19 protein-coding genes and 2 pseudogenes are annotated in these 18,104 nt (G+C 67.9%); 1 reads left to right on the forward strand and 20 read right to left on the reverse strand.

The genetic code is table 11. The features are described from left to right. Positions 1-102: 102 nt before the first annotated feature. From LUZ64_RS22620 to LUZ64_RS22710, 18 genes and pseudogenes are all read right to left on the reverse strand, one after another. A complete protein-coding gene (locus LUZ64_RS22620; RefSeq protein WP_232389937.1) occupies positions 103-2,649 on the reverse strand; it encodes a tetratricopeptide repeat protein in 2,547 nt (848 codons plus the stop codon). 514 nt (positions 2,650-3,163) lie between these two features. Beyond that, positions 3,164-4,642 (reverse strand): tyrosine-type recombinase/integrase, encoded by a 1,479-nt coding sequence (locus LUZ64_RS22625; RefSeq protein ID WP_095582023.1) that lies wholly within the window; start codon positions 4,640-4,642, stop codon positions 3,164-3,166. Next, positions 4,639-4,833 carry a helix-turn-helix transcriptional regulator gene (locus tag LUZ64_RS22630; RefSeq protein ID WP_095582022.1) on the reverse strand — a complete coding sequence of 65 codons (195 nt, stop codon included), beginning with the start codon at positions 4,831-4,833 and terminating at the stop codon, positions 4,639-4,641. The genes LUZ64_RS22625 and LUZ64_RS22630 overlap by 4 nt, the downstream gene beginning before the upstream one ends. Positions 4,834-5,146: 313 nt before the next feature. Next, entirely contained in the window at positions 5,147-7,123 is a 1,977-nt protein-coding gene (locus LUZ64_RS22635; protein WP_095582021.1) for a YfjI family protein, read from the reverse strand. A gap of 88 nt (positions 7,124-7,211) precedes the next feature. Then, positions 7,212-7,811, reverse strand: coding sequence for a hypothetical protein (locus LUZ64_RS22645; protein ID WP_095582020.1), 600 nt, complete (start codon positions 7,809-7,811; stop codon positions 7,212-7,214). A 28-nt stretch (positions 7,812-7,839) separates the two neighbouring features. Further along, on the reverse strand, positions 7,840-8,097 hold the full coding sequence (locus LUZ64_RS22650; RefSeq protein ID WP_095582019.1) for a hypothetical protein: 258 nt from the start codon (positions 8,095-8,097) through the stop codon (positions 7,840-7,842). Continuing rightward, positions 8,087-8,293, reverse strand: a complete 207-nt coding sequence (locus tag LUZ64_RS22655) for a hypothetical protein (protein ID WP_095582018.1) — start codon at positions 8,291-8,293, stop codon at positions 8,087-8,089. The genes LUZ64_RS22650 and LUZ64_RS22655 overlap by 11 nt, the downstream gene beginning before the upstream one ends. A 16-nt stretch (positions 8,294-8,309) precedes the next feature. Continuing rightward, the gene (locus tag LUZ64_RS22660) at positions 8,310-8,501 is read right to left on the reverse strand and encodes a hypothetical protein (protein ID WP_095582017.1); all 192 of its coding nucleotides are present in this window, start codon (positions 8,499-8,501) and stop codon (positions 8,310-8,312) included. A 174-nt stretch (positions 8,502-8,675) separates the two neighbouring features. Continuing rightward, entirely contained in the window at positions 8,676-8,927 is a 252-nt protein-coding gene (locus tag LUZ64_RS22665; protein WP_095582016.1) for a hypothetical protein, read from the reverse strand. Positions 8,928-9,068: 141 nt separating this feature from the next. Continuing rightward, positions 9,069-11,312, reverse strand: a complete 2,244-nt coding sequence (locus tag LUZ64_RS22670) for a cell division protein FtsK (protein ID WP_095582015.1) — start codon at positions 11,310-11,312, stop codon at positions 9,069-9,071. 82 nt (positions 11,313-11,394) lie between these two features. Continuing rightward, positions 11,395-11,652, reverse strand: coding sequence for a hypothetical protein (locus LUZ64_RS22675; RefSeq protein ID WP_095582014.1), 258 nt, complete (start codon positions 11,650-11,652; stop codon positions 11,395-11,397). A gap of 35 nt (positions 11,653-11,687) precedes the next feature. After that, entirely contained in the window at positions 11,688-11,999 is a 312-nt protein-coding gene (locus LUZ64_RS22680) for a hypothetical protein (protein ID WP_095582013.1), read from the reverse strand. A 71-nt stretch (positions 12,000-12,070) separates the two neighbouring features. After that, positions 12,071-12,403 (reverse strand): hypothetical protein, encoded by a 333-nt coding sequence (locus LUZ64_RS22685; RefSeq protein WP_095582012.1) that lies wholly within the window; start codon positions 12,401-12,403, stop codon positions 12,071-12,073. Continuing rightward, positions 12,403-13,704, reverse strand: a complete 1,302-nt coding sequence (locus LUZ64_RS22690) for a DUF2637 domain-containing protein (RefSeq protein ID WP_095582011.1) — start codon at positions 13,702-13,704, stop codon at positions 12,403-12,405. The genes LUZ64_RS22685 and LUZ64_RS22690 overlap by 1 nt, the downstream gene beginning before the upstream one ends. Beyond that, positions 13,701-14,360, reverse strand: a complete 660-nt coding sequence (locus LUZ64_RS22695) for a hypothetical protein (protein ID WP_095582010.1) — start codon at positions 14,358-14,360, stop codon at positions 13,701-13,703. Before LUZ64_RS22695 ends, LUZ64_RS22690 begins: the two co-directional genes overlap by 4 nt. Further along, positions 14,357-15,007 carry a GGDEF domain-containing protein gene (locus LUZ64_RS22700; protein WP_095582009.1) on the reverse strand — a complete coding sequence of 217 codons (651 nt, stop codon included), beginning with the start codon at positions 15,005-15,007 and terminating at the stop codon, positions 14,357-14,359. Before LUZ64_RS22700 ends, LUZ64_RS22695 begins: the two co-directional genes overlap by 4 nt. Continuing rightward, positions 15,004-15,318 (reverse strand): hypothetical protein, encoded by a 315-nt coding sequence (locus tag LUZ64_RS22705; protein WP_095582008.1) that lies wholly within the window; start codon positions 15,316-15,318, stop codon positions 15,004-15,006. Before LUZ64_RS22705 ends, LUZ64_RS22700 begins: the two co-directional genes overlap by 4 nt. 84 nt (positions 15,319-15,402) lie before the next feature. Continuing rightward, positions 15,403-15,582 (reverse strand): annotated as a pseudogene (locus LUZ64_RS22710) (transcriptional regulator); the annotation flags it as partial. A 260-nt stretch (positions 15,583-15,842) separates the two neighbouring features. On the opposite strand from LUZ64_RS22710, the gene LUZ64_RS22715 reads away from it, so the two are divergent. Then, complete coding sequence (locus LUZ64_RS22715) at positions 15,843-16,283, forward strand: hypothetical protein (protein WP_143593207.1); 441 nt, start codon at positions 15,843-15,845, stop codon at positions 16,281-16,283. An 80-nt stretch (positions 16,284-16,363) separates the two neighbouring features. On the opposite strand, the gene LUZ64_RS22720 is transcribed toward LUZ64_RS22715, so the two are convergent. Next, the gene (locus tag LUZ64_RS22720) at positions 16,364-16,837 is read right to left on the reverse strand and encodes a DUF3307 domain-containing protein (protein WP_211305053.1); all 474 of its coding nucleotides are present in this window, start codon (positions 16,835-16,837) and stop codon (positions 16,364-16,366) included. A 49-nt stretch (positions 16,838-16,886) separates the two neighbouring features. Further along, positions 16,887-18,104: pseudogene (locus LUZ64_RS22725) on the reverse strand (hypothetical protein); the annotation flags it as partial.

Consider the following 18,104-nt stretch of genomic DNA (forward strand, 5'->3'; position numbering starts at 1 on the left):
CCCACGCCCGGCTCTCCCCTGGCTGGGCTCAGCTGCGCAGTCGGCCAGTCCGAGCCGCCACTACATGTTTCGTTACGCCGGGAACCGAGAACGTCGCCGACTCTACGTGCGGCTACCCAAACCCGCCAGGAGATCATTGGCGTGGTTTACATAGTCCAGCGCGCCGACCTCCTCATACTTGGCGCGACCCTGCTGATAGAACTCGCGCGCACTCAAGATGTTATCGGCAGCCGCCTCAACATTCCCAAGATTCATCAGAGTATGGGCCTCATAATATCCGCTGCCAACACTGTTAAAGTAGATGCAGGCGCGGCCAAGGCATGCCCTCGCATCAACAAGTTTCCCCATACTGAGGTACGTGGCTCCAAGGTTCATCCAGGTGAGATTAACCCCGAAATAATCTTGCACCTCCTCGTACCCGGCAAACGCCTTTCGATATGACTGTACAGCCGCATCGAGCCGCCCCATGTTAGAGAACACGGCACCAAGCCCGCCATGAGCCGAGGCCTCTCGCCTGCGGTCACCCGACACTCGATGGAACGCAATGGACTCTGACAGAACGTTAGCCGCGGACCCCAGCTCCCCCGCTTCTCGGTACGCAGATCCCAAATTTGTTAGGGACGATGCAATACTACCCACATTCCCTCTCCTTTTTGCAAGCTGAAGCGCTTCCCTAAGGATAGGAATTGCAGCCCGCGGACTCTTTCCTTGACGCACGGCTGAACCGAGACTGATGGTGGAATCGCATCGCCCTTCCAGGAACCCGATCCTTTCAGCAATAGCAGTAGCTTTGGTGAGCTTCTGAATCGCTTCCTCAAAGCTACGCTGAGCTGTAAGGGCCAGACCGATATTATTCAGCGACCTGACTTGTCTTTCAGCGTCCTTCAAGGCGCGCGCAGACTCATACGCCACGAGAGAGCATTGCAGAGCATCATCAACCCGCATGCGCATATCAAAATAGAGCACAAGATGCATGGAGAGGTAATAGGAAGCTTCATGAAATCCTGAATCGCGCGCACCCCATGCCGCAGCGCGAATGTTCAAGTGCTCATCATCGAACCAACCGAGAGCCTCAACGACGCTCCTGAATCGCGCTTTGCCTCGATCATCACCTCGAAGAGCGAAGTCGGCTTGTTCGGCAAGGCTCTCGTATCGTTCTGAGATCCTTACGAAGCACTCCTGCAATCCCTCGGGACTCACCAGTTCTTGCGCCTTCTCAGAACTGTACAGATAGACCAGGTCATGCAGTTTCCACCGAGACGAGGACTGATCACGAGAGACCAGGCTAGCTTGGCTCAACCGCCTGAGCACAGACCTCGCCCTCGGCATTGAGGTTTCCATCGCCACAGCAGCAATCTCTTCAGAAATGCTGGTTCCGGGGTTCACGGAGAGCTGGCAGAACGGATCACACAGGTCATCATCGAGGCGCCGGAAAGATACCTCCAACGCAGCCCTGACCGCTGTGTCTCCATATTGGAGGACGTCCAGACGTGTCTTAGCTTCTGTAAGTTCCTCGATTAGATCCCTGACATCTAGTTGCGGATCCTCCTTTACAATGGCCACAGCTATTCGCAGCGCCAGTGGAAGGTGGCCGCAGAGGTCGCATAGTTCTCGAATCGGCGTAGCGTCGAGCATACTTGTGCGAGGTCCAAGAGTAGCTCGGAAAATATCCTCCGAATCACCAGGCTCCATACAGTCGAGGTGGATGACCTCAAGGCCGTCCATGATTCCCAGCCGGACCCGAGAGGTCACTATGATGCCGTGCCCATCAGACTTAGGAAATAGCTCCGCGACCTGAGATGCTTCGGCGACATTATCAAAGACCAAGAGGATGTTTTTACCGGCAGCTGCACAGCCCTCAAGGAAGCGATGGTAGGCTGCAGCCTGACCGCTTACGTCGGCTGGCATATCTGCTGCTGAGACCCCGAGAGCCGTAAGAAGCGGCGCATAGGATGCTCCAGGTCGTCCCATCCGCCGGCGGTCTCCTGAAAAACCGTGCATGTCCAAGAAAATGACACCACCGGGATAAGACGACTGCACGGGGGAGTCACGAATTAGCTTGTTCACAAGCGACGTCTTGCCCACCCCGGCCATGCCGGTAATCAGGAACTTTCGCCCCGCCCCTTCCAGGAGTCGATTCTGCAGTTCCATACACTCGGCTTGGCGCCCAATAAACCAATCGACCGAATCCTGGGACTCAGAGACTCGAAACACTTGCAAGCTGATCTCTCTAACCCGACCCGCCTCAGTCCGAGCATAATCATGGGCGATTCCAAGGAATTGTGCAATGGTGGCGCCAGTCAGCTCATTTTCGCTATCAACTTTCACCCAGGTGAGAGTCTCAGCAGTCCCTTCGAGAGCAGCCTTCAGGTTCACCCAAAAAAGACGCTTAGTCTCAACATCAAAGACAACACCGAAGACAGGAAGCAGACTATTCCTCCAGTCATCAGCATGCTCATCAACAGGGATAGAATAACCATTGACACGTTTGTATTTTGCACCGCTTTTGACTTGAATTGCGATGCTTACACCAGTCCTGTGGCCATTTTCAGTAAGCATCACGAATAGATCTTCGCCGTAATCGTTTCCGCCGTCAATTTCCTGGACGATCTGATCGTGCTCCTCCAGGAGGGCCCGCACAGCGTTCACCCCCGCGCGCTCGATCCTCCGAGTCTGCGTCACCCTCATCCCGGTCCCCCGATCACCGAGTCAGCCTGCTATCTGCACGGATACGAGGACACGCTAGTCGGACAGCCACAGCATCTGGGAAGAAACGTGCCAGGCCGAGCCCCGCATCTTCGCCGTCGACGGGCAGCCGCGATGGACTGTCAGCTATGACCTCATAGGCAGCCGGCGACGGTTCGACGCCGCCGCCTCCGGGTGCTGCGACACACCTCCGACACACCACTCATCCGTGGCAGGCAGCCGGGCAGGTCCACCGCAGGTCAAATCGGTTTTAGATCTTGAACGGCACACCCCCTCCGGAGCCGTGTGCGCAGGTTCGAATCCTGCCGGGGGCACTTCGCTTCAGTCAGCGCCGTAAGGATGCTGACCAGCGCAAGTGCCAAACACAAAGGCCCGGACTCAGTCCCACTGAGTCCGGGCCTTTGTGGTTGTCTGTCACTGGTCGCGAGTGAGTGGCGAGTGAGCCTTCAGGCCGGGGTCACTGTCCGCTGGCCGATGGGCCTCCCCAGCCCATGGCTTCCTCGATCTTCCTGTTGTTGTCCTCCTCGGTGTCGTCCAGGCAGCCCGCGTAGTTCCGGTGGATGACCTCCGGGGAGTTCCCGGCCCGCCTGGCCACCTCGGCCACCGGCAGGCCGGCGCGCAGCCAGTTGGTGATGCAGGTGGAGCGGAGGTCGTAGGGACGCCGGGCCAGCGGTGAGGCCACCTTGTCCGGCGGGAGGGCCAGCTCCCGGGCTTCCTGCCAGACCCGCCAGTAGCTGGAACTGCCCAGCAGCCCGCCGCGCTCGTTGCCGAACAGCCGGCCGCCCTTCGCCGTGCCGAACTCCGCGATGTGCCCGCGAAGCAGGGCCACGAGCACAGGCGGGATGGGGACCGGCCGATCCTGCGCAGCTTCCCGGGACTTGAGCCCCCGCTTGTCGTGGCGCTCCCCGGAGTCCGTCCACTTCTTACCGGCGACCGGTCGGGTCTCCTGCAAGGTGAGCACCCCCCACCCTGTCTCGGGGAGGTAGCACCGGGCTTTTTCCAGCCCGACGACTTCCGCCGGCCGCATGGCGGCGTAGAGCATGCAGCCGAAGAACGCCACGAGCCGCCGCCCGCGGTTGCGGTGCACGGACCCGACGTACGAGACAGCGGTCAGCAGCTGCCGCCCCTGTGTCTCGTTGACCAGTACCCGCGGGTCCACCACACCGCCACCGGCGGAAACCCCTGGCCGCTTCACTCCGGCGAGTGGGTTCTCGGCGAGATACCCCTCCTGCACGGCGTATTCCATTGCCGTGTTGAATCCACGCCGACGACGCTTGTAAGTCTCGGCTGCGGCGGGAGCGTCATCGAGCTTGAACGCGAGCCGGTAGTGGACATCCCGTAACACTCTCGGCTCGGTGAGAGCCGAGAGAGACAAGGACCGCGTGGAAAGCCACGAACAAGCGGGGTACAGCTCAGGAGGGGGTTCCTCGCCTCGGTGAGCGGGAACAACAGCCCACCGCACCGCTAATCGCACCTCCTCCGGCTCCGGAGCCTTTGCCCCCTCCCCCGCCATGGCGATAGCCACAGTGGCGAGACTGTCGGCCAGACCTTCCCGGGTCTTCGCCGCGGTGGACCGCCAGCGAACTCCCATGTACTCCCGCGAGAATTCCCACCAGTTCGGGTCCGGCTTCGCATTGGCTTTTGCGACGGCGGCCCGGAGTTCCGACTCCGGCAGGCCCGTGTCCACGTCGAAGCCTTCCCCTCGCCGCATGGCCTGCCACAGCTCGGAGCGGCGGCTCTCCGCGAGGGCGACCGTGGTGAAGCTGCAACTCTTCACCTTGCCCGCCACGGTCCAACGGAGCTGATAGGGCGCCTTCTTGCTCTTCACCTTGCTGATCTTCCACACGCGCACGTCGGCGGAAAGCGCGACCTCTTCGGACCCAGCGGGGCGCCCGCTACTACGGGCGCCCTCCTGGTGGCGTTGCTGGCGAGTCACTCAGCGTCCTCCAACGTCCTCTTCCAGCGCTCCAGTTCCGAGCGCTTGATGCGCACTGATCCGTTCGGGAGGGTGAGGGACTTGGGGCCCTTCTTCAGCTGACGCCACCGGTAGAAGGTCGACTTGGATACGTTGCGTAACTCCGTGAGGACTTCGGGGATGGTCAGCAACTCGTCCCGGGGCGCAGCCACGGTTCCTCCTTACTGGCTACCGCCGCAGAAACCGCAGAATCCGCAATAACCAGCGGACGTGGGGTGTGACCTGCGGTGATGGGGGCTTGGGGGTGGTTGCCGCAAAAATCGCGGGAATCGCCGCAAAAAACGGCGTCGCCCGCCGCGCCGGCGTGCCGCAGGAGCCCGGTCCTGATTTTTGCGGGAGTTTCAGGGATTTTTGCGACAGGGGCGCTGTTCCGGCGTTTCCGCAGGTGAGCGGGGGTGTCAGGGGATTTTTGCGTATTCTGCGGTTTCTGCGGCGGGGTCCCTGAGCGCGGGAGGCTGCGGCGCGTCACTCCTGTGCCTCCCGGAGCCGGGGGTGCACGAGGTAGCGGGGGGCCGGAGGGCGTCCCCGCTTGCCGGTGCGCGGCGGGGTCTCGCTGCGGAGGTAGCCGTGCTCTTCAAGGAGGGCCACGACGGGTTCCAGGTCCGCGGTGCTGGGGAACTCGGAGCGGGAGAGCTTGGCGAACAGGTCCCGTCGGCTCACGCTTTCCCAGCCGTTGACGGTGAGGACTTCGATCAGACTACGGGCCCGCGCCAAAGTAGCGTCGGCGCCCATGAGGTCGAAGACCGTCAGGGCGTGCTGGGTGAAGTATTCCGAGAGTTCAACGGCGGAGTTCATGGTGGCCGCAGAGACCGGTTTGCCGTAACCGTCTTCGAGGTGGTCGGCCAGGTGCAGGAGTCCGGCGATACGGGCGGTGGCGCCGACGAGCTTTCCCGCCCATTTGCCGATGTGGCCGAGCCTGCCGCCCTTGGCCCGCAGCTGCGGTTCGACGCGGTGCTCGAATGCGCTCAGCGCCGCGTCCGCGTCGGGGGTGAGCTGGAGGACGGCCGGGTCGGTCCAGTCGGCCAGTGACAGGGTCAGCGCGATGACGTTGCGCTCGTACCGGGCTGCGACGGCCTCGGCTACGGGGTCTGGGCTGATCTTCCGGTAGCCGACGAGTGATTCAGGCAGCGAGTACAGGAAGCGAGCCAGGAGGCCACGTCCGTCGAAGCCGCGGTTCTTGCCGATGTCCTCAAGAACCGCGGGCTGGACGGCGAGCCCCATGGTCAAGGCGGGGGCTTCGACGTATTCCTCCCGTGTCCGGCGGTCCACCCTCAGCCGGTCGCCGGCGTGGCCTTTGAGGAAGACCTCCATGTTCGGGGTGCCGGAGTAGCGTCCGGCGATGATGTCGAAGATGCCGCCCTCAGCGGACATCACCGACAGGCGCCCGCCTTGATCGGCGAGCAGCGTCGCGATGACCTCGGGGGTGGCGTCGTCGGCCAGTAGGCGGGGCCGGGGCGGGACAGTGAGCGCCTCGGCGGCCTGGGCCAGGGCGATGGCCTCAGCGACCAGGAGATCCCTTTCGGGCCCCTCCGTCTTGGCCGCCTTGGCCGCAGCCTGGCCTGCGGCCTCCTGAGCCATCTTCGCGGTGAGTTCGGCTTCCACGATGGGTCCGGCCGCCGCGTTCAGCAGCGTCTCTTCCGCGTCGTACAGCGGGCTGGTCATCGCGGCGAACACGGCCGACTTGCGGTTGGCGGGGCCGAGGGCGACGACGACAAAGAGGTTGGTGGGCTCGCGCCACCGGCCCCGCACCTGAACCACGGCTCGCCCGCCGGCGGCGGTCGCCAGGACCGACAGAGCCAAGGATCCCGCCATGTCGACGGGAGTCTGCGTCTCCTCAGCGATCGCCGCGGTGAACTCCGCCACCCACGCCGGCAGCGCGTGGACGGGGAAAGGCGGGAGCTTGGGCTGGTGGTTCAGCGGGATGGGCTCGGGCCACGTCTCGGGCAGCGTCTCGGCCCCCAGGGCCAGAGCCTCCCGCAGGTCGTCGTCCGTGGCGTCCGGGGCCATGCCCGCCTGGACGATACGGGTACCCGCTTCGATGCTTCGGCGGCGCCGTGCCAGGCCGTGGACGATCTCCGCGTAGTGGGCAGCGTGGGCGGTGGTCGGTACCGCCTGGACCAGGGTGTGGAGGTAGGCCCTGCCGCCGACCCGGTTCAGGTCGCCGGTCTGGTCGAGGTAGTGGCCAAGCGTGATCGGGTCCACGGGCCGACCGTGGCCGTGCAGAGCGAGGATGGCGCGGTGGATGGTCTCGTGGGCCGGGCGGTAGTGGTCAGCGGGGTCCATGACGGCGCTGACTTCGGTGATGCGTTCGGGGGCGAGCATCAGAGCGCCGACGATGGCCTGTTCGGCCTCCAGGTCCTGCGGCTGTTTGGATTCCAGGCCGACGGGTTCGCGTAACGGCACCACGGTGCCGTACTGCGCGGGGGCGGGATCAGATGCCATGCTGGGGGTTCTCCTGTTTCTGTCGAAGGGACGGAGAACCGGGGCGGCCGCGCTTCTTTGGCGAGATGGGGCGGCCGTCCTGGCCTTTTCAGAGAGCGGTGTCAGGGGCGGGTTCGAGTTCCTGCCCGGTGGGGTATCCGAGGGCAGCCAGTACCGCGTCCGGGTCCAGCGGCTGGTTGGTGTTGCGGGCGTTGCTGGCCAGGGACCGGACTTTGCCGCGCCGGGCTTCGAGGGCGTCACACTGTATGGCGAGGGACAGTGCGATGTCGGGAGCGATGAGGGTGGGCTGGCCTATGAGGGTCGACAGCGGCCGGTACTGGCCCTGGCGCTGCATGACTTCCTCGGAGCTGCCGGGCACCCGCCAGCCCGGGGCATACGACCATCCGGCGGCGAGGGCGTCGGCGTAGCGGAGGGCTTCGGGGTGGCGGTGGAGGTTCGTCCAGCGTGGGCTGGCGTTTCCAACCCGTTGGCAGGTGTTCCAGATGTCCGGGTCGTCGTGCAGGGTGCCGTCGGCGGTCAGTGGGTGGACCCACCAGTACCGGGACATGTTGGGGTTGCCGGTGGTGTTCTGACGGGACCAGGGGATGCTGTGCTGGACGATGGCCCAGCGCAAGCCGTCGGCCGCGGTGGTCCGGTAGAAGCCTTTCTTGGTGAACGTCCAGAACAGGGCTGGGGCGAGGTTGTTCACGGTTGCCTCTCGTGTTCGCGTCGTGGGTTCAGGCGGCGCGGTCGCGCCGGTGCGTAGGGAAGCTGATGACGTTGTCGGGAAGTTCGGGCCCCGGCCTGGCGACGACGGGTTCGCCGCCGCCGTGGGGCGGGTCCGGGTCCGTCGGCTGTAGCGGGTGGTAGGAGGCGATGACGGCTGCGGCGGCGTTGTCGTGGCGGGCCTGGAGGCGGTGGCCGATGAGGCAGACCGGGGCGAGGAGCAGTCCGGGGCCCGCGAGGGCGGCGGCGGTGATGAGGTCAGGGCTCATGGGTGGTTCCTCGGAGGGTGGCCAGGAGTGCGGGGAGGGTTCCGCCGAGGGCGGTCAGGCGTTCTTCGATGGCCTGCCAGGAGTCGGCGTCGATGCTCATCAGGGCGGCCACGGTGGCGGGGATGTCGCCGCGGGCGTGGGCTTCGAGGGCGGTGCGCAGTTCGCCCGCGGCCATCAGGGACGGGGCACGGGTCACGAGGGTCCCCTTGCGGTCAGGCGAGGTCGGTCAGGGCAGTGGCCAGGGAGCGGACGACGCTGGCGATGGGGCCGTACGCGCCGGTCCCAGCGGTGAAGAAGCCGAAGAGGAAGAGGATGAGGGCGGAGCCGAAGCCGGCGGCGCGGGACTTGAGAACGAACACGGCGGCGATGCCGAAGAGCAGGACGGCGGATACGTTGAACGCCATCGTGAAACTCGCTTTCGGGCGCGGGAGTTGGGTGGGTAGGCTCTGATGGCCCCCGGGTGCTCGCAAGCTTGGGAGGCTGGTCGGTGGTCGCGCCCATCTGTCGTCAGCTAGACGAGGGATCCGTCTTATGGCGGGCGGCCGCCGGCCGTCTTTCCCGGGCCGTTCGCGGCCCGGTCAGCGGGTGCCGTCGCGGTGGACGCGGGCGGCGGCGTTGTAGACGTGACGTCCGACGCGTATGCGCTTGCCGTGGCCGTCGCAGCGGCGGCAGTGCTTGCCGCGCTTGGGCCGGCCTTTGCGGTCGGTGGTCATCGCGTAGCCGAAGCCGCGGCACTTGCGGCAGCTGCCGAACGGGGAGACAGCACACACCGCGATGTAACACAACGTGACGCCCAGTAGAAGGGTGATAGCGAGCAGGGCAGGGGGCATGAGGAGCCCTTCCAGGCGGGTTTCGGGGGTTTCCGCAGGTGGGCCGCTATCCGCTAGCAGCCTGATCAGAGGCGGTTTGGGGTGCTAGCGGGGCCGCTAACGTTAGCGGGGCGTGCCGCTAGCGTTAGCGGCCCCGGAGGCTCAGCCCGCGTCCCGGTTTCCGTCACGCTCCGCGATCGCGGCGGTGATATGGGAGCGGTCGATGCCGCGCCGGTTGACGACCTTGCCGTTGATGCGGCGGCCCACCTGGATGGTGGAGACGCCGTGTGGTTTCAGGGCCGCGGCGAGGGACTCGGGGTCCCAGCCGCCGTAGACGTCCGCGCGCAGCTCGGCGAGGCGGGCGGCGACGGTTTCGGACCACACCTTGGGCTCGTCGGCCGGGACGACGGCGAGGATGTCGGCGAGCAGGTCGTAGCCGCCCAACGTCGGCTCGGGTGCCTCCCCGAGCGCGTACCCGGACAGCAGGCCGGCCTTCTCTCGGGCCCGGCGGGCGCGGGCGGCGATGCCGTCCGCGCCTGGTGCGTCCACGTAGACGGAGGAGACGATGCGGGCGTCGGAGCCTTCACCGACGAAGTAGTGGATGCCCTTGTCTCCCCAGGCGAACATGGTCGCCCGCACGCCCCGCTTGTACGCGGAGGTGCCGAGGACCATGTCGTTCTCCAGCTGGCCCATGACCTTCAGGCACCAGCGGGCCGACGCGTTCGCGGAGATGCCCGTGGGCAGCGCCTTGGCGTCCGGGCGCTGCGTGGCCAGCAACAGGACGATCCCGGTGGCGGGGCCGCGCTTGACCAGGTCGGTGCCGATCTCCTCGAACTCCTTGCCGTGCTCGGGGTGCTCGAAGAGCACCTGGCACTCATCCACCCCGATCACGATCGGGTGCAGACCCAGGGAGCGCTTGTCGGCGAGGGCGCTGGTCACCTTCGACTCGGGGCAGATGTCCCGGGGCAGGGAACGGATCACCTTGGTTCGGCGGCGCAGCTCCTCGCGCAGCGCCCGCCAGTCGTTGAGGACGTAGAGGATGGCTTCGTCGTCGTCGCCGGCGGCGTGGCGGTGGGAGACGGCGTTGCCGACGGGGTCCAGGTCGCCGGTGCCCTTCATGTCGTAGGTGTGCAGCTCGGCGCGCGGGTCCAGGGCGGCGATGAGCAGCAGCAGCCGGAGCAGGAAGGTCTTGCCCATGCGGGGGATGGCGCCGATGATGCCCGCGATGTACATCAGCGTGACCTCGATCCAGCGTCCGCGCTGGTCGGTGCCGTAGGCGACGGGCTTGAACAGGTCAACCGTCCCGGACTTGAGCAGGGGCCATGCGGGCTTCTTCGCCTTGTTCATGTCCTGGTCGCCCACCCACAGCACGAGGTGGCCGGTGTGCTCGTCCGGCACCGCTTCGGGCCACACACAGCCCAGCGGGCGGCGCAGACCGGAGGCGAGCCGGTCGCGGCGCTCGATGACGTCAGTGACGGTGACGCCGTAGGGGAGGTTGCCCTCCGCCCGCCAGCCGGGCCCGTCCCGGGTGATCGGGGCGGTGAACTCGAACCCGTCCCTCCCCTTGGCCTGCGCCTGATTGATGGCCGGGATACCGAGTGCGCCCAGCGCCCGCAGCACGATGTCGCTGGTGAGCTTGACCGCCTTGGGCAGTTCCACCGCGCGGTGGACGACCGGCGCGTCAGCCCGGCGTCCGGCGAACCCGAGCGCCATCACCACCGCGCCCACCGACACCGCCTGAAGCCAGCCGGGAGCAAGCACGTACAGGGCGAGCGCGGCGCCCAGCCCGACGAACATCGCCAGCACGGCCACCAGGGTGCGCAGCCGGACCCGCCCGTCGCGCTGCCGCGACAGCTTCAGGTACTCGCCCGCGTCCTCACGCCGGACGGCGGCCAGCCGCACCGGCTCCCCCTCACGGTCGGCAACCCACCGCATGGTGCCGCCCACGAACCGCGCCGCGCCGGAAGGGGCTTGTAAGGCGAGGCGGGTGGCGTAGACCGGGGCACGCAGTGCGTGGTACCCGGCAGTGTGCGTGTAGTGACGGGCCACCCACGCGGACGCCACCCGCAGCTCCGCCGGCGAACGCAGCCACGCCGGCACGACCGCCCGGCGCTGCGCCGCCGCCAGCCGCCCGAGGTAGCCCGGACCGGTGCGCTTCGGAGTCGGCTGGTCGACCATCACGGGCACGGTCGGATCGGCCGACTCAGCCCCCGGTGGGATCGCGTCGGCGCCGAGCGACCGGCTGGCCCCGGGCTGGGCGGCCGGGGCGGGCGACTCATTGCGGGCCGACCGTGCTTTGCCGAGGTCGACCACATCGCCCCCGGACAGGGCGCCGGCGTCGGAGCCGGGAGCCAACTCGGCTTCCAGCCGGTTGAAGAGTTCGTTGTCGTCGTCGGGGTGATTCACTGAGACTTCCTTCCGGAATCGGTAGGAGGGTGGCCCGGCCGGCGCTGTAGGAGGTGGGCGGCCGGGCCTCTTTTCGGTGAGATCAGAGAGCGGTACTGGCCTGTTCGAGGCAACGGGCGCAGAGGTCTCCGGTATCCGCGTTCGGCCCTATGAAGAGGTGCTGACCGCAGAAGTAGCCGCCGCAGCCGTACTCGTCGCCGCCCGGGTGCGTGCCGCAGAGGCAGGCAAGTCCTCGGTCAATCTGCTCGGCGCAGCCGGACTCGTCGCACACAGCCACGACGCTGTATCCGGCTGCGATCTGTTCTCCCTTACGGCGCACGGTGTAGTAGGCGTAGCCCATGGCAGTTGGCTCCCTGGTGAGTGTTGGAGTGCGGCTCAGGAGTGGCGGGCGGGGGTGTGGGCGGGGTGTGCGGCGGCGGCTTCCTGCCACCGGCGGCTCTCCACGGGGTCGGCGTCCGGGAGCCGGACGCGGAAGGTGCAACCGGGGACCTTGCAGCGGTGTGTGGTCGCGGTGGCGATCTCGACGAGGTGGTTGATCGCGGCGCTGGTGTTGGCGAAGACGGCCAGCGCGCACGTGACGGACAGGCTCACCGAAACCCCGTACGAGCGGAGGCGGGAGTCGATGGCCAGGGCGAGGACCGCGCCGACCACGGCGGCGGCCGGCAGGCGGACGTGTCTGAGCTTCACCAGGTGTCCTTTCCGGGTGCCGGACAGCGCGCGTCGCCCGGGAAGTCCTGGGGGGCGCTGTCCGGCGGGGGTCAGATGTCGAAGAGCCCGTCCTGGCCCGGCACGGGCTTGGTGCGGGCGGTGCGTTGTGCGGCGCGGCGGGCGGCTCCCAGGCAGGTGGGGCACCACGCCCGCAGCTGCCCGGCGGGGAGAGCCGCGGCGGCGCGGTCGGTGGTGAGCGGATCGGCCGGGGCCGCGAGGAGGCGGATGGGGCCGCTGTGCTTGCCCGCGTGCTGGTCGTGCTCGCGCGGACACCGGCCCCCGGACTTGTGCGGCTGTCCGCACGCCCCCTCGCACTGGCAGCGCCCACCGGCCGCACCCATCACGGTGCGGAAAAGGCCGGCGCCGACGATCGGTTCGGACATCACGCCACCGCCCCTTGCTTGCTCGCGCGTTCGTCCCTGAGGGCGTCGCGGAGTTCGCGGGCCCTGGCCGGGGCGGTGCGCAGGGTCTTACGGAGGGCTTCGGCCGACAGCTCCCCATCCGTCCACCCGGCCGTGACCGACCGTGCGGTATCGAGGAGTTCGGCCCAGGTGCGGGACGGCCGGGGTGTGCGGGCGGCCTCCGGTACCGGCCCGGTCGGCCGACGCCGCGGCAACCCCTGGGCCGGGAGCCGGGCCGGTCCGATCGGGGCGGGATCGAGTGCCGTCTCCCCCGACCGGTCGGCCGACCGATCGAGGCCCGGGAGGGTCGATTCTTGCAGCTCACCCTTCGATTGATTCATCCCAGCAGGAGAAGGTTCCTCCTGGTTTGGGATCGGGAGGGGGCAGGTGGGTCCGAGGACGGGCAGGGCGTCACCCCCGGTGGTCCACAGGCGGGCGGTGACGCGCTGCGGGCCGGTGTCGGCGGCCGACTCGATGACCGCCCCCAGCCTCGATTCGGCACCGAGCCGATCCGTCAGCAGATCAGCGGTGAGACCAGGTGCGGCCCCGTGGCGGACGTGCCATGCGGCGGCGAACGCGTTCTCCGCCGGCAGGGTTCCGAAGGGGGCGGCGGTGATGAGCCGGTCGGCGGTCCGGCACACCGTGCGGTGGTGCCACCGGCGCCGGCGCGCGTGCCGGGACCTCTCCCGTTCCTCCGCAGATGGTGTGTGGGTGCCGTGCAGGTGGAGTTCCCACATGCCGACCGCGAACAGTGACGCGGTAGCGAGGACGACACCGAGCCAGAGCCCGTAATCACCGCTGCCGTGCCAGAAGTTCACAGCAGCCGCCACCAGCGCGCAGGCCCAGGTGGCCGCCCGGTAGCGGCCGGTCGGCTGGCCCTCGCGGGCCGCTTTCGCGGCGCCGAACGTCGCTGCCCAGGCGCCGCCCTCCAGCATCGCTGCGAGCAACGCGGCCAGCAACGGCCCGAGACCGGCGGTCGACAGGGCGGTGAACTGCGAGACCAGGGCGGGGACGATCGCGCAGGCCATGACGATGCCGGTGCAGATCAGCGCACCGTTCGCCACCACCCACGCACGCCCGGCCCGCCATCGCGCGGCACGGTCCGCCTTGTCCTGCCGCTTCTCACCGCGGGCGGCGGCCCGGTCCTCCCGGTCCTGCTCACGCTCCAGGCGCCGGGCCTCCCGGCGGGCCTCAGCCTGCGCGGCCCTGTCGGCCCGGTCCTGCTCCCGGTCAGCAAGCCGGTCCTGCCGACGCTGCTCCCGCCACACACCCAGATCGCTCATGCCGCCACCCCTTCCGACTCCTCGCACGGCACCGCGACGTAGGACAGGCCGGCGTCGCGGGCGGCCGCGTGGCCGGAGAGGTGGCCGCGGTCGTCGAGGGCCTCAGCCAGGCACAGAAGCCGGTCCCACAGGTGCGAGAGAGCGGAGTCGGCGACGGCCTGGACCGTGCCGTACTGCACGCCCGGCCGACTGGCACCGAAGCGCAGCTCCGTGCCGCACACGGTGCGCAACGCTTGGGCGAGGACATCGCGGTCACTTCCCGCGGTCCGCTCCACTGCCCACGCGCGTTGCGGGGTCCACAGGCCCGTCTCCCGCATCCACCGGTCCTGGGCGCGCTCACCGGCCGCGCACATCGCCGCGTAGCGCATGTAGGAGACGTCCCAGTAGTCGCCGGTCCTCACCCAGGCCGCACCCCCTTCTCCCGAGGTCTTGCCCAGGTCCTCCCGGACGCAGATCTCTACGACGGGGATACCGAAGGCCATGCACAGCACCGCGTGCCCCGCCTCATGCACCGCGATCGCCCGCCGCAGCACCGCGTCCTCGAAGCCCAGGCACTCGTAGAGACCGACGCCCTCCGCCCACGCCCGGGGCTCCGGGTAGCGGGTGAACACAGGCTGGCCGTCGGACTGATCAGAGTTCAGGTACCAGGTAGTCATCGGGAAACTCCCGCCCGCACCGTGGTGCCGGGGCGCCCGGTCCGCCGGCCGTTCGTCGTTGTCATCTCCGGGATCGGGCCGTCGGCGATCCGCCAGCCGCCGCCCGCGCGCTTCGCCGCGTACATCGCCTCATCCGCCCGCCGCAACGCCCCGCCCAGGTCCGGCACGGGCAGACCGGTGGTGACGAACGCCCCGATGGACGCGCGCACCGGCAACTCCACCTCACGGAACCGGACCGGGGCGCACAGGGAGTCGTCCAGCCCGTGCAGCTCGAACGGCACCCGGGCCGGATCCATGATGAGGGCGGTGGCGGCGAACTCGTCGCCGCCCAGCCGTCCGGCGCAACCGCCCAGGAGACCGGCCCAGCTCTGAAGGCGGTCAGCAGCCTCGGTCAGCACCGCGTCGCCGGCCGCGTGGCCGTGGGCGTCGTTGACGGCCTTGAAGCCGTCCAGGTCCACCAACACCACCACACCACCACCGGCCCGCAAGTCCCGGCGGGCCGAGGAACCGAAGGCGTCCCGGCCGGGCAGACCGGTCAGTGGATCCCGGCGCGCGGCATCAATCCGGCGCCGCAACCGCAACCCGTGCAACGACCAACCGGCCACCAGCGGAGCCGCAGAGGCCACGGCGGCAAGCACCTCGCTCATGCCGCCTCCCCCGTCCCGGAGGAGCAGCCCGCCTGAGCAGACCGTAGGAAAGGCACGGTACGGGTGAGGGCATCCGCGTACAGGGCATCCCACGCGGCGACCTCGTCGCCGCTCTCCCCCTCGGCGGTCAGCTCCGCGATGACGTCGCGGGCCGCGTCCTCCCGCGCCGCCCGCTCCAACATCGTCTCCGGCGACAGCGGACCGCGGAACAGGTCACGGTCCAGGCCGGCGGTGCGCTCCTCGAAGCCGAACGCCAGCTCTTCGAGCTCTAATGCAGTGACCACCTCGTGGTGGCCAATGTACGAACGCATGGGTTTCTCCTGGTCGAAGGAACGGAGAACCGGGGTGGCCGCGCTTCTTTGGCGAGATGGGACGGCCGCCCCGGCAATGAAGGCTCAGATGGCGGTGACGGCAAGCGCGCCGATCAGCAGCCACAAGTGGTGGAAGGACTGGTCCAGCGCATACGCCCCGGTGCCCAGATGCGCCGCGGGCCCGCCCGCAGCGGTGACCGGGTGCGCGGGGTGGGCAGGGGTGCCCAGGCTGTAGAACTCCGCCTTCCCGGTGAGCTGGGCCAGTATCGGCAGGTTCGGATATTCGAGTGTGCGGAATAGGCGCGGCTCCTGATGTCTCCCGTGTTCATCGGGATCTGGTGGAGGGGCGGGCCAGGCCCCTTCATCACCGTGGGTTGGGGGGTTTCGGTGGTGTTCTGGCTGGCGGGCGCCGTCGTGCGCTCCCGTGGGCCGGGGCGAGAGCCGGTTCTTGGCGGCTGGCTGGAATCCGTGCTTCCTGCGTGGGGTAGTTCGGGGGCGATTTCCGCTGAGATGGAGGACAACTCATGAGCGTCACCCGACTCGTAGCTGTGATGGCAGCCGCTGTTGCCGTGCTCGTCGGCCCGACCGCCGGGGCCGCTGCGGCTGCACCTCAGCCGAAGCCTCCGCAGCCCTTGATCCTCGACTTCACCCGCTCGCTCAACCTCAGGAACCTTCTCAACGGGCCCATCCAGGCCAACGTGCTCGCCAACACCACCAGTCAAGGGGCATTTGTCGGCGCTCGTGTCGCAGACTTCAGCGACAACGGCCCTGGGACGCAGGTGCCGTTGTCCGTTCCGCTGGGAGGAGTCACGCAGCAGCTGGGGTTCCCCCAGTCCCCCCAGTGGTGGCCCGGCGTCGGCGTCGGGTACAACTCGCCAGCATTCGGCTCCTACACTTGGGGCTATGGCTGGCCTGGGGGAGGCGGCGGAGGGCAGGGCTTCACCAGCGTCGGAACACGACTGTGAGCTTGCTGACGAAACCGCCCATTAGCCCCTCAGGAGATCAAGTCCGGGAGTGTGAACAGCTTCTCATCAAGAACCCCAGGTCACACAAGGGTGATCAGCAGAGCTGACACCAGAAGCGCGGTCTGATGCAGGGCTTGGTCGGCCAGATACATGCCGTTCATCCCGGCGGTCTTGAGCTGTGCGAAGTTCGCCGAGCCGCTGTGCTCCAAGATCCACCTCACCGGCCACCTGCGGTCAAAGAAGGCGTGTGTGGACACCGAGACGGTGAGCCCCGCTACCAGGCCGGGCCATGAGAGTTCCAGCGGCAGGGCGGACCACGCCAGGGCCACCAGCGCGGCCATGACCAGGTGGTATCGGGCCACGTGTGCCAGGCAGGCGCCCCATCCCTGTCGGGGGTTCGTGCCGCTGGCGACGTCCGTTGCCGACGGTGCCGCCTTGCCGGCGGCCTGTCGGTCGGTCTGCCCGAGCACATGGTCCGCAAGGTTGTGCCCAACCGCCAGGACCGCCCATATCACTCCGAACGTCGCCAGCGTCGCGACCTGCTCGATGGTCATCATCGGACACCTCCGTGTTCCTGTGAGCAAGGGATGCTTAAGAGCTGATTCATGATCGTTTGGCCACCTCGGCTGCGTAGGCGGTCCTGACGGCCCCGGCCGCCCAGCGTTCGGCAGCCGCTGGGCTGATCCCGAGCAGGCGTTGAAGGACGGCGGGGGGCATCTGTGTGCAGAGGTCGAGCAGGGCCGCGCATCGTCCGGCTTCGGGGGGAAGTCCGATGCTGCGGAGGCGTCCGGCGAGTCGTCTGCTGGTCATCGGCCTCCCGGGCATCTGGAACGACGGGAAGAGCCACGGTGTGTTGTGCTCGTTCGACATCACCGTGCGCTCGTGGTCGTGGGCGATGTCGACGAGCTGGAGCACCAGGCCGTCCATGGGCGGCGGGAGCCTCAGCGGGGTCCTGTTGAGGCGGAGGGCGACGCCGTTCTCGTCGTGGATGACGTGGCCGGTGGTCAGGCGGCAGGTCCTCGCGGGGTACTGGCCATAGAGCAGGACCATCAGCCCGGCGACGCGGTCCCTGGTCTCGATGGAGTCGTCGTTCAGGAGCCGCCGGGCGGTCGCCCAGCGTTCGTCGGCGTCCAGCGGGCGGTGGAAGATCCGCCGCGGCCGGGCCGGGATGCTGATTCCGGAGGCGAGCTTGCTGCGGACCGCCCAGCGGACGAACGGCCTCGCCGCGTAGGGGCCCTGGTGGTCTTCCGAGGTGAGCCAGAGGTCGATGAGGGGCTGCCGGCAGGCCGCCAGCGTCTCCCCCTGTTCCTTGATCCAGTTCAGGAAGGTGACGGCCTTGGCGATCTGGGTCTGGGCGATGTCGTTGCTGTAGGCGGAGATCGGCTTGCCGCAGGCTCGTCGCCGTATGCGGGCGATGCGGTCCCAGCGGGCGAACGCTGTGATCAGGCGACGGTCCTCCGGGTCCTCGATGGCGGCGGCTTTCTGCTCGATCCATCGCTCAAGCCGGGCCATGTACTCGTCCCGGACTGGCAAAATGCCGGCGGAGACCAGAACGGCCCGGAAGTAGTCGACGGCCAGGTCCCGCTGGTGGCTCATGCGGGCGTCGAGGGCGTCGTGGCTGAGCTCGCAGGCCCCGGCGGCGAGGCCGGCGACAAGACGGGCGGCCGTGGCCGACTCCCGCAGATAGAGCAGAGTGAACCGTTCCGACTTCTCTGCCGCTCCGTTGTGAGCTAGCAGAGAGGATGGGCGCCATGCCCAAGAAGATTGACTCAACGCTTCGTAGCCAGGCTGTGCGGCTGGTGATGGAGCATCGCGCGGAGT

The sequence above is a fragment of the Streptomyces albireticuli genome (genome assembly GCF_021228125.1).
GTDB lineage: Bacteria > Actinomycetota > Actinomycetes > Streptomycetales > Streptomycetaceae > Streptomyces > Streptomyces albireticuli.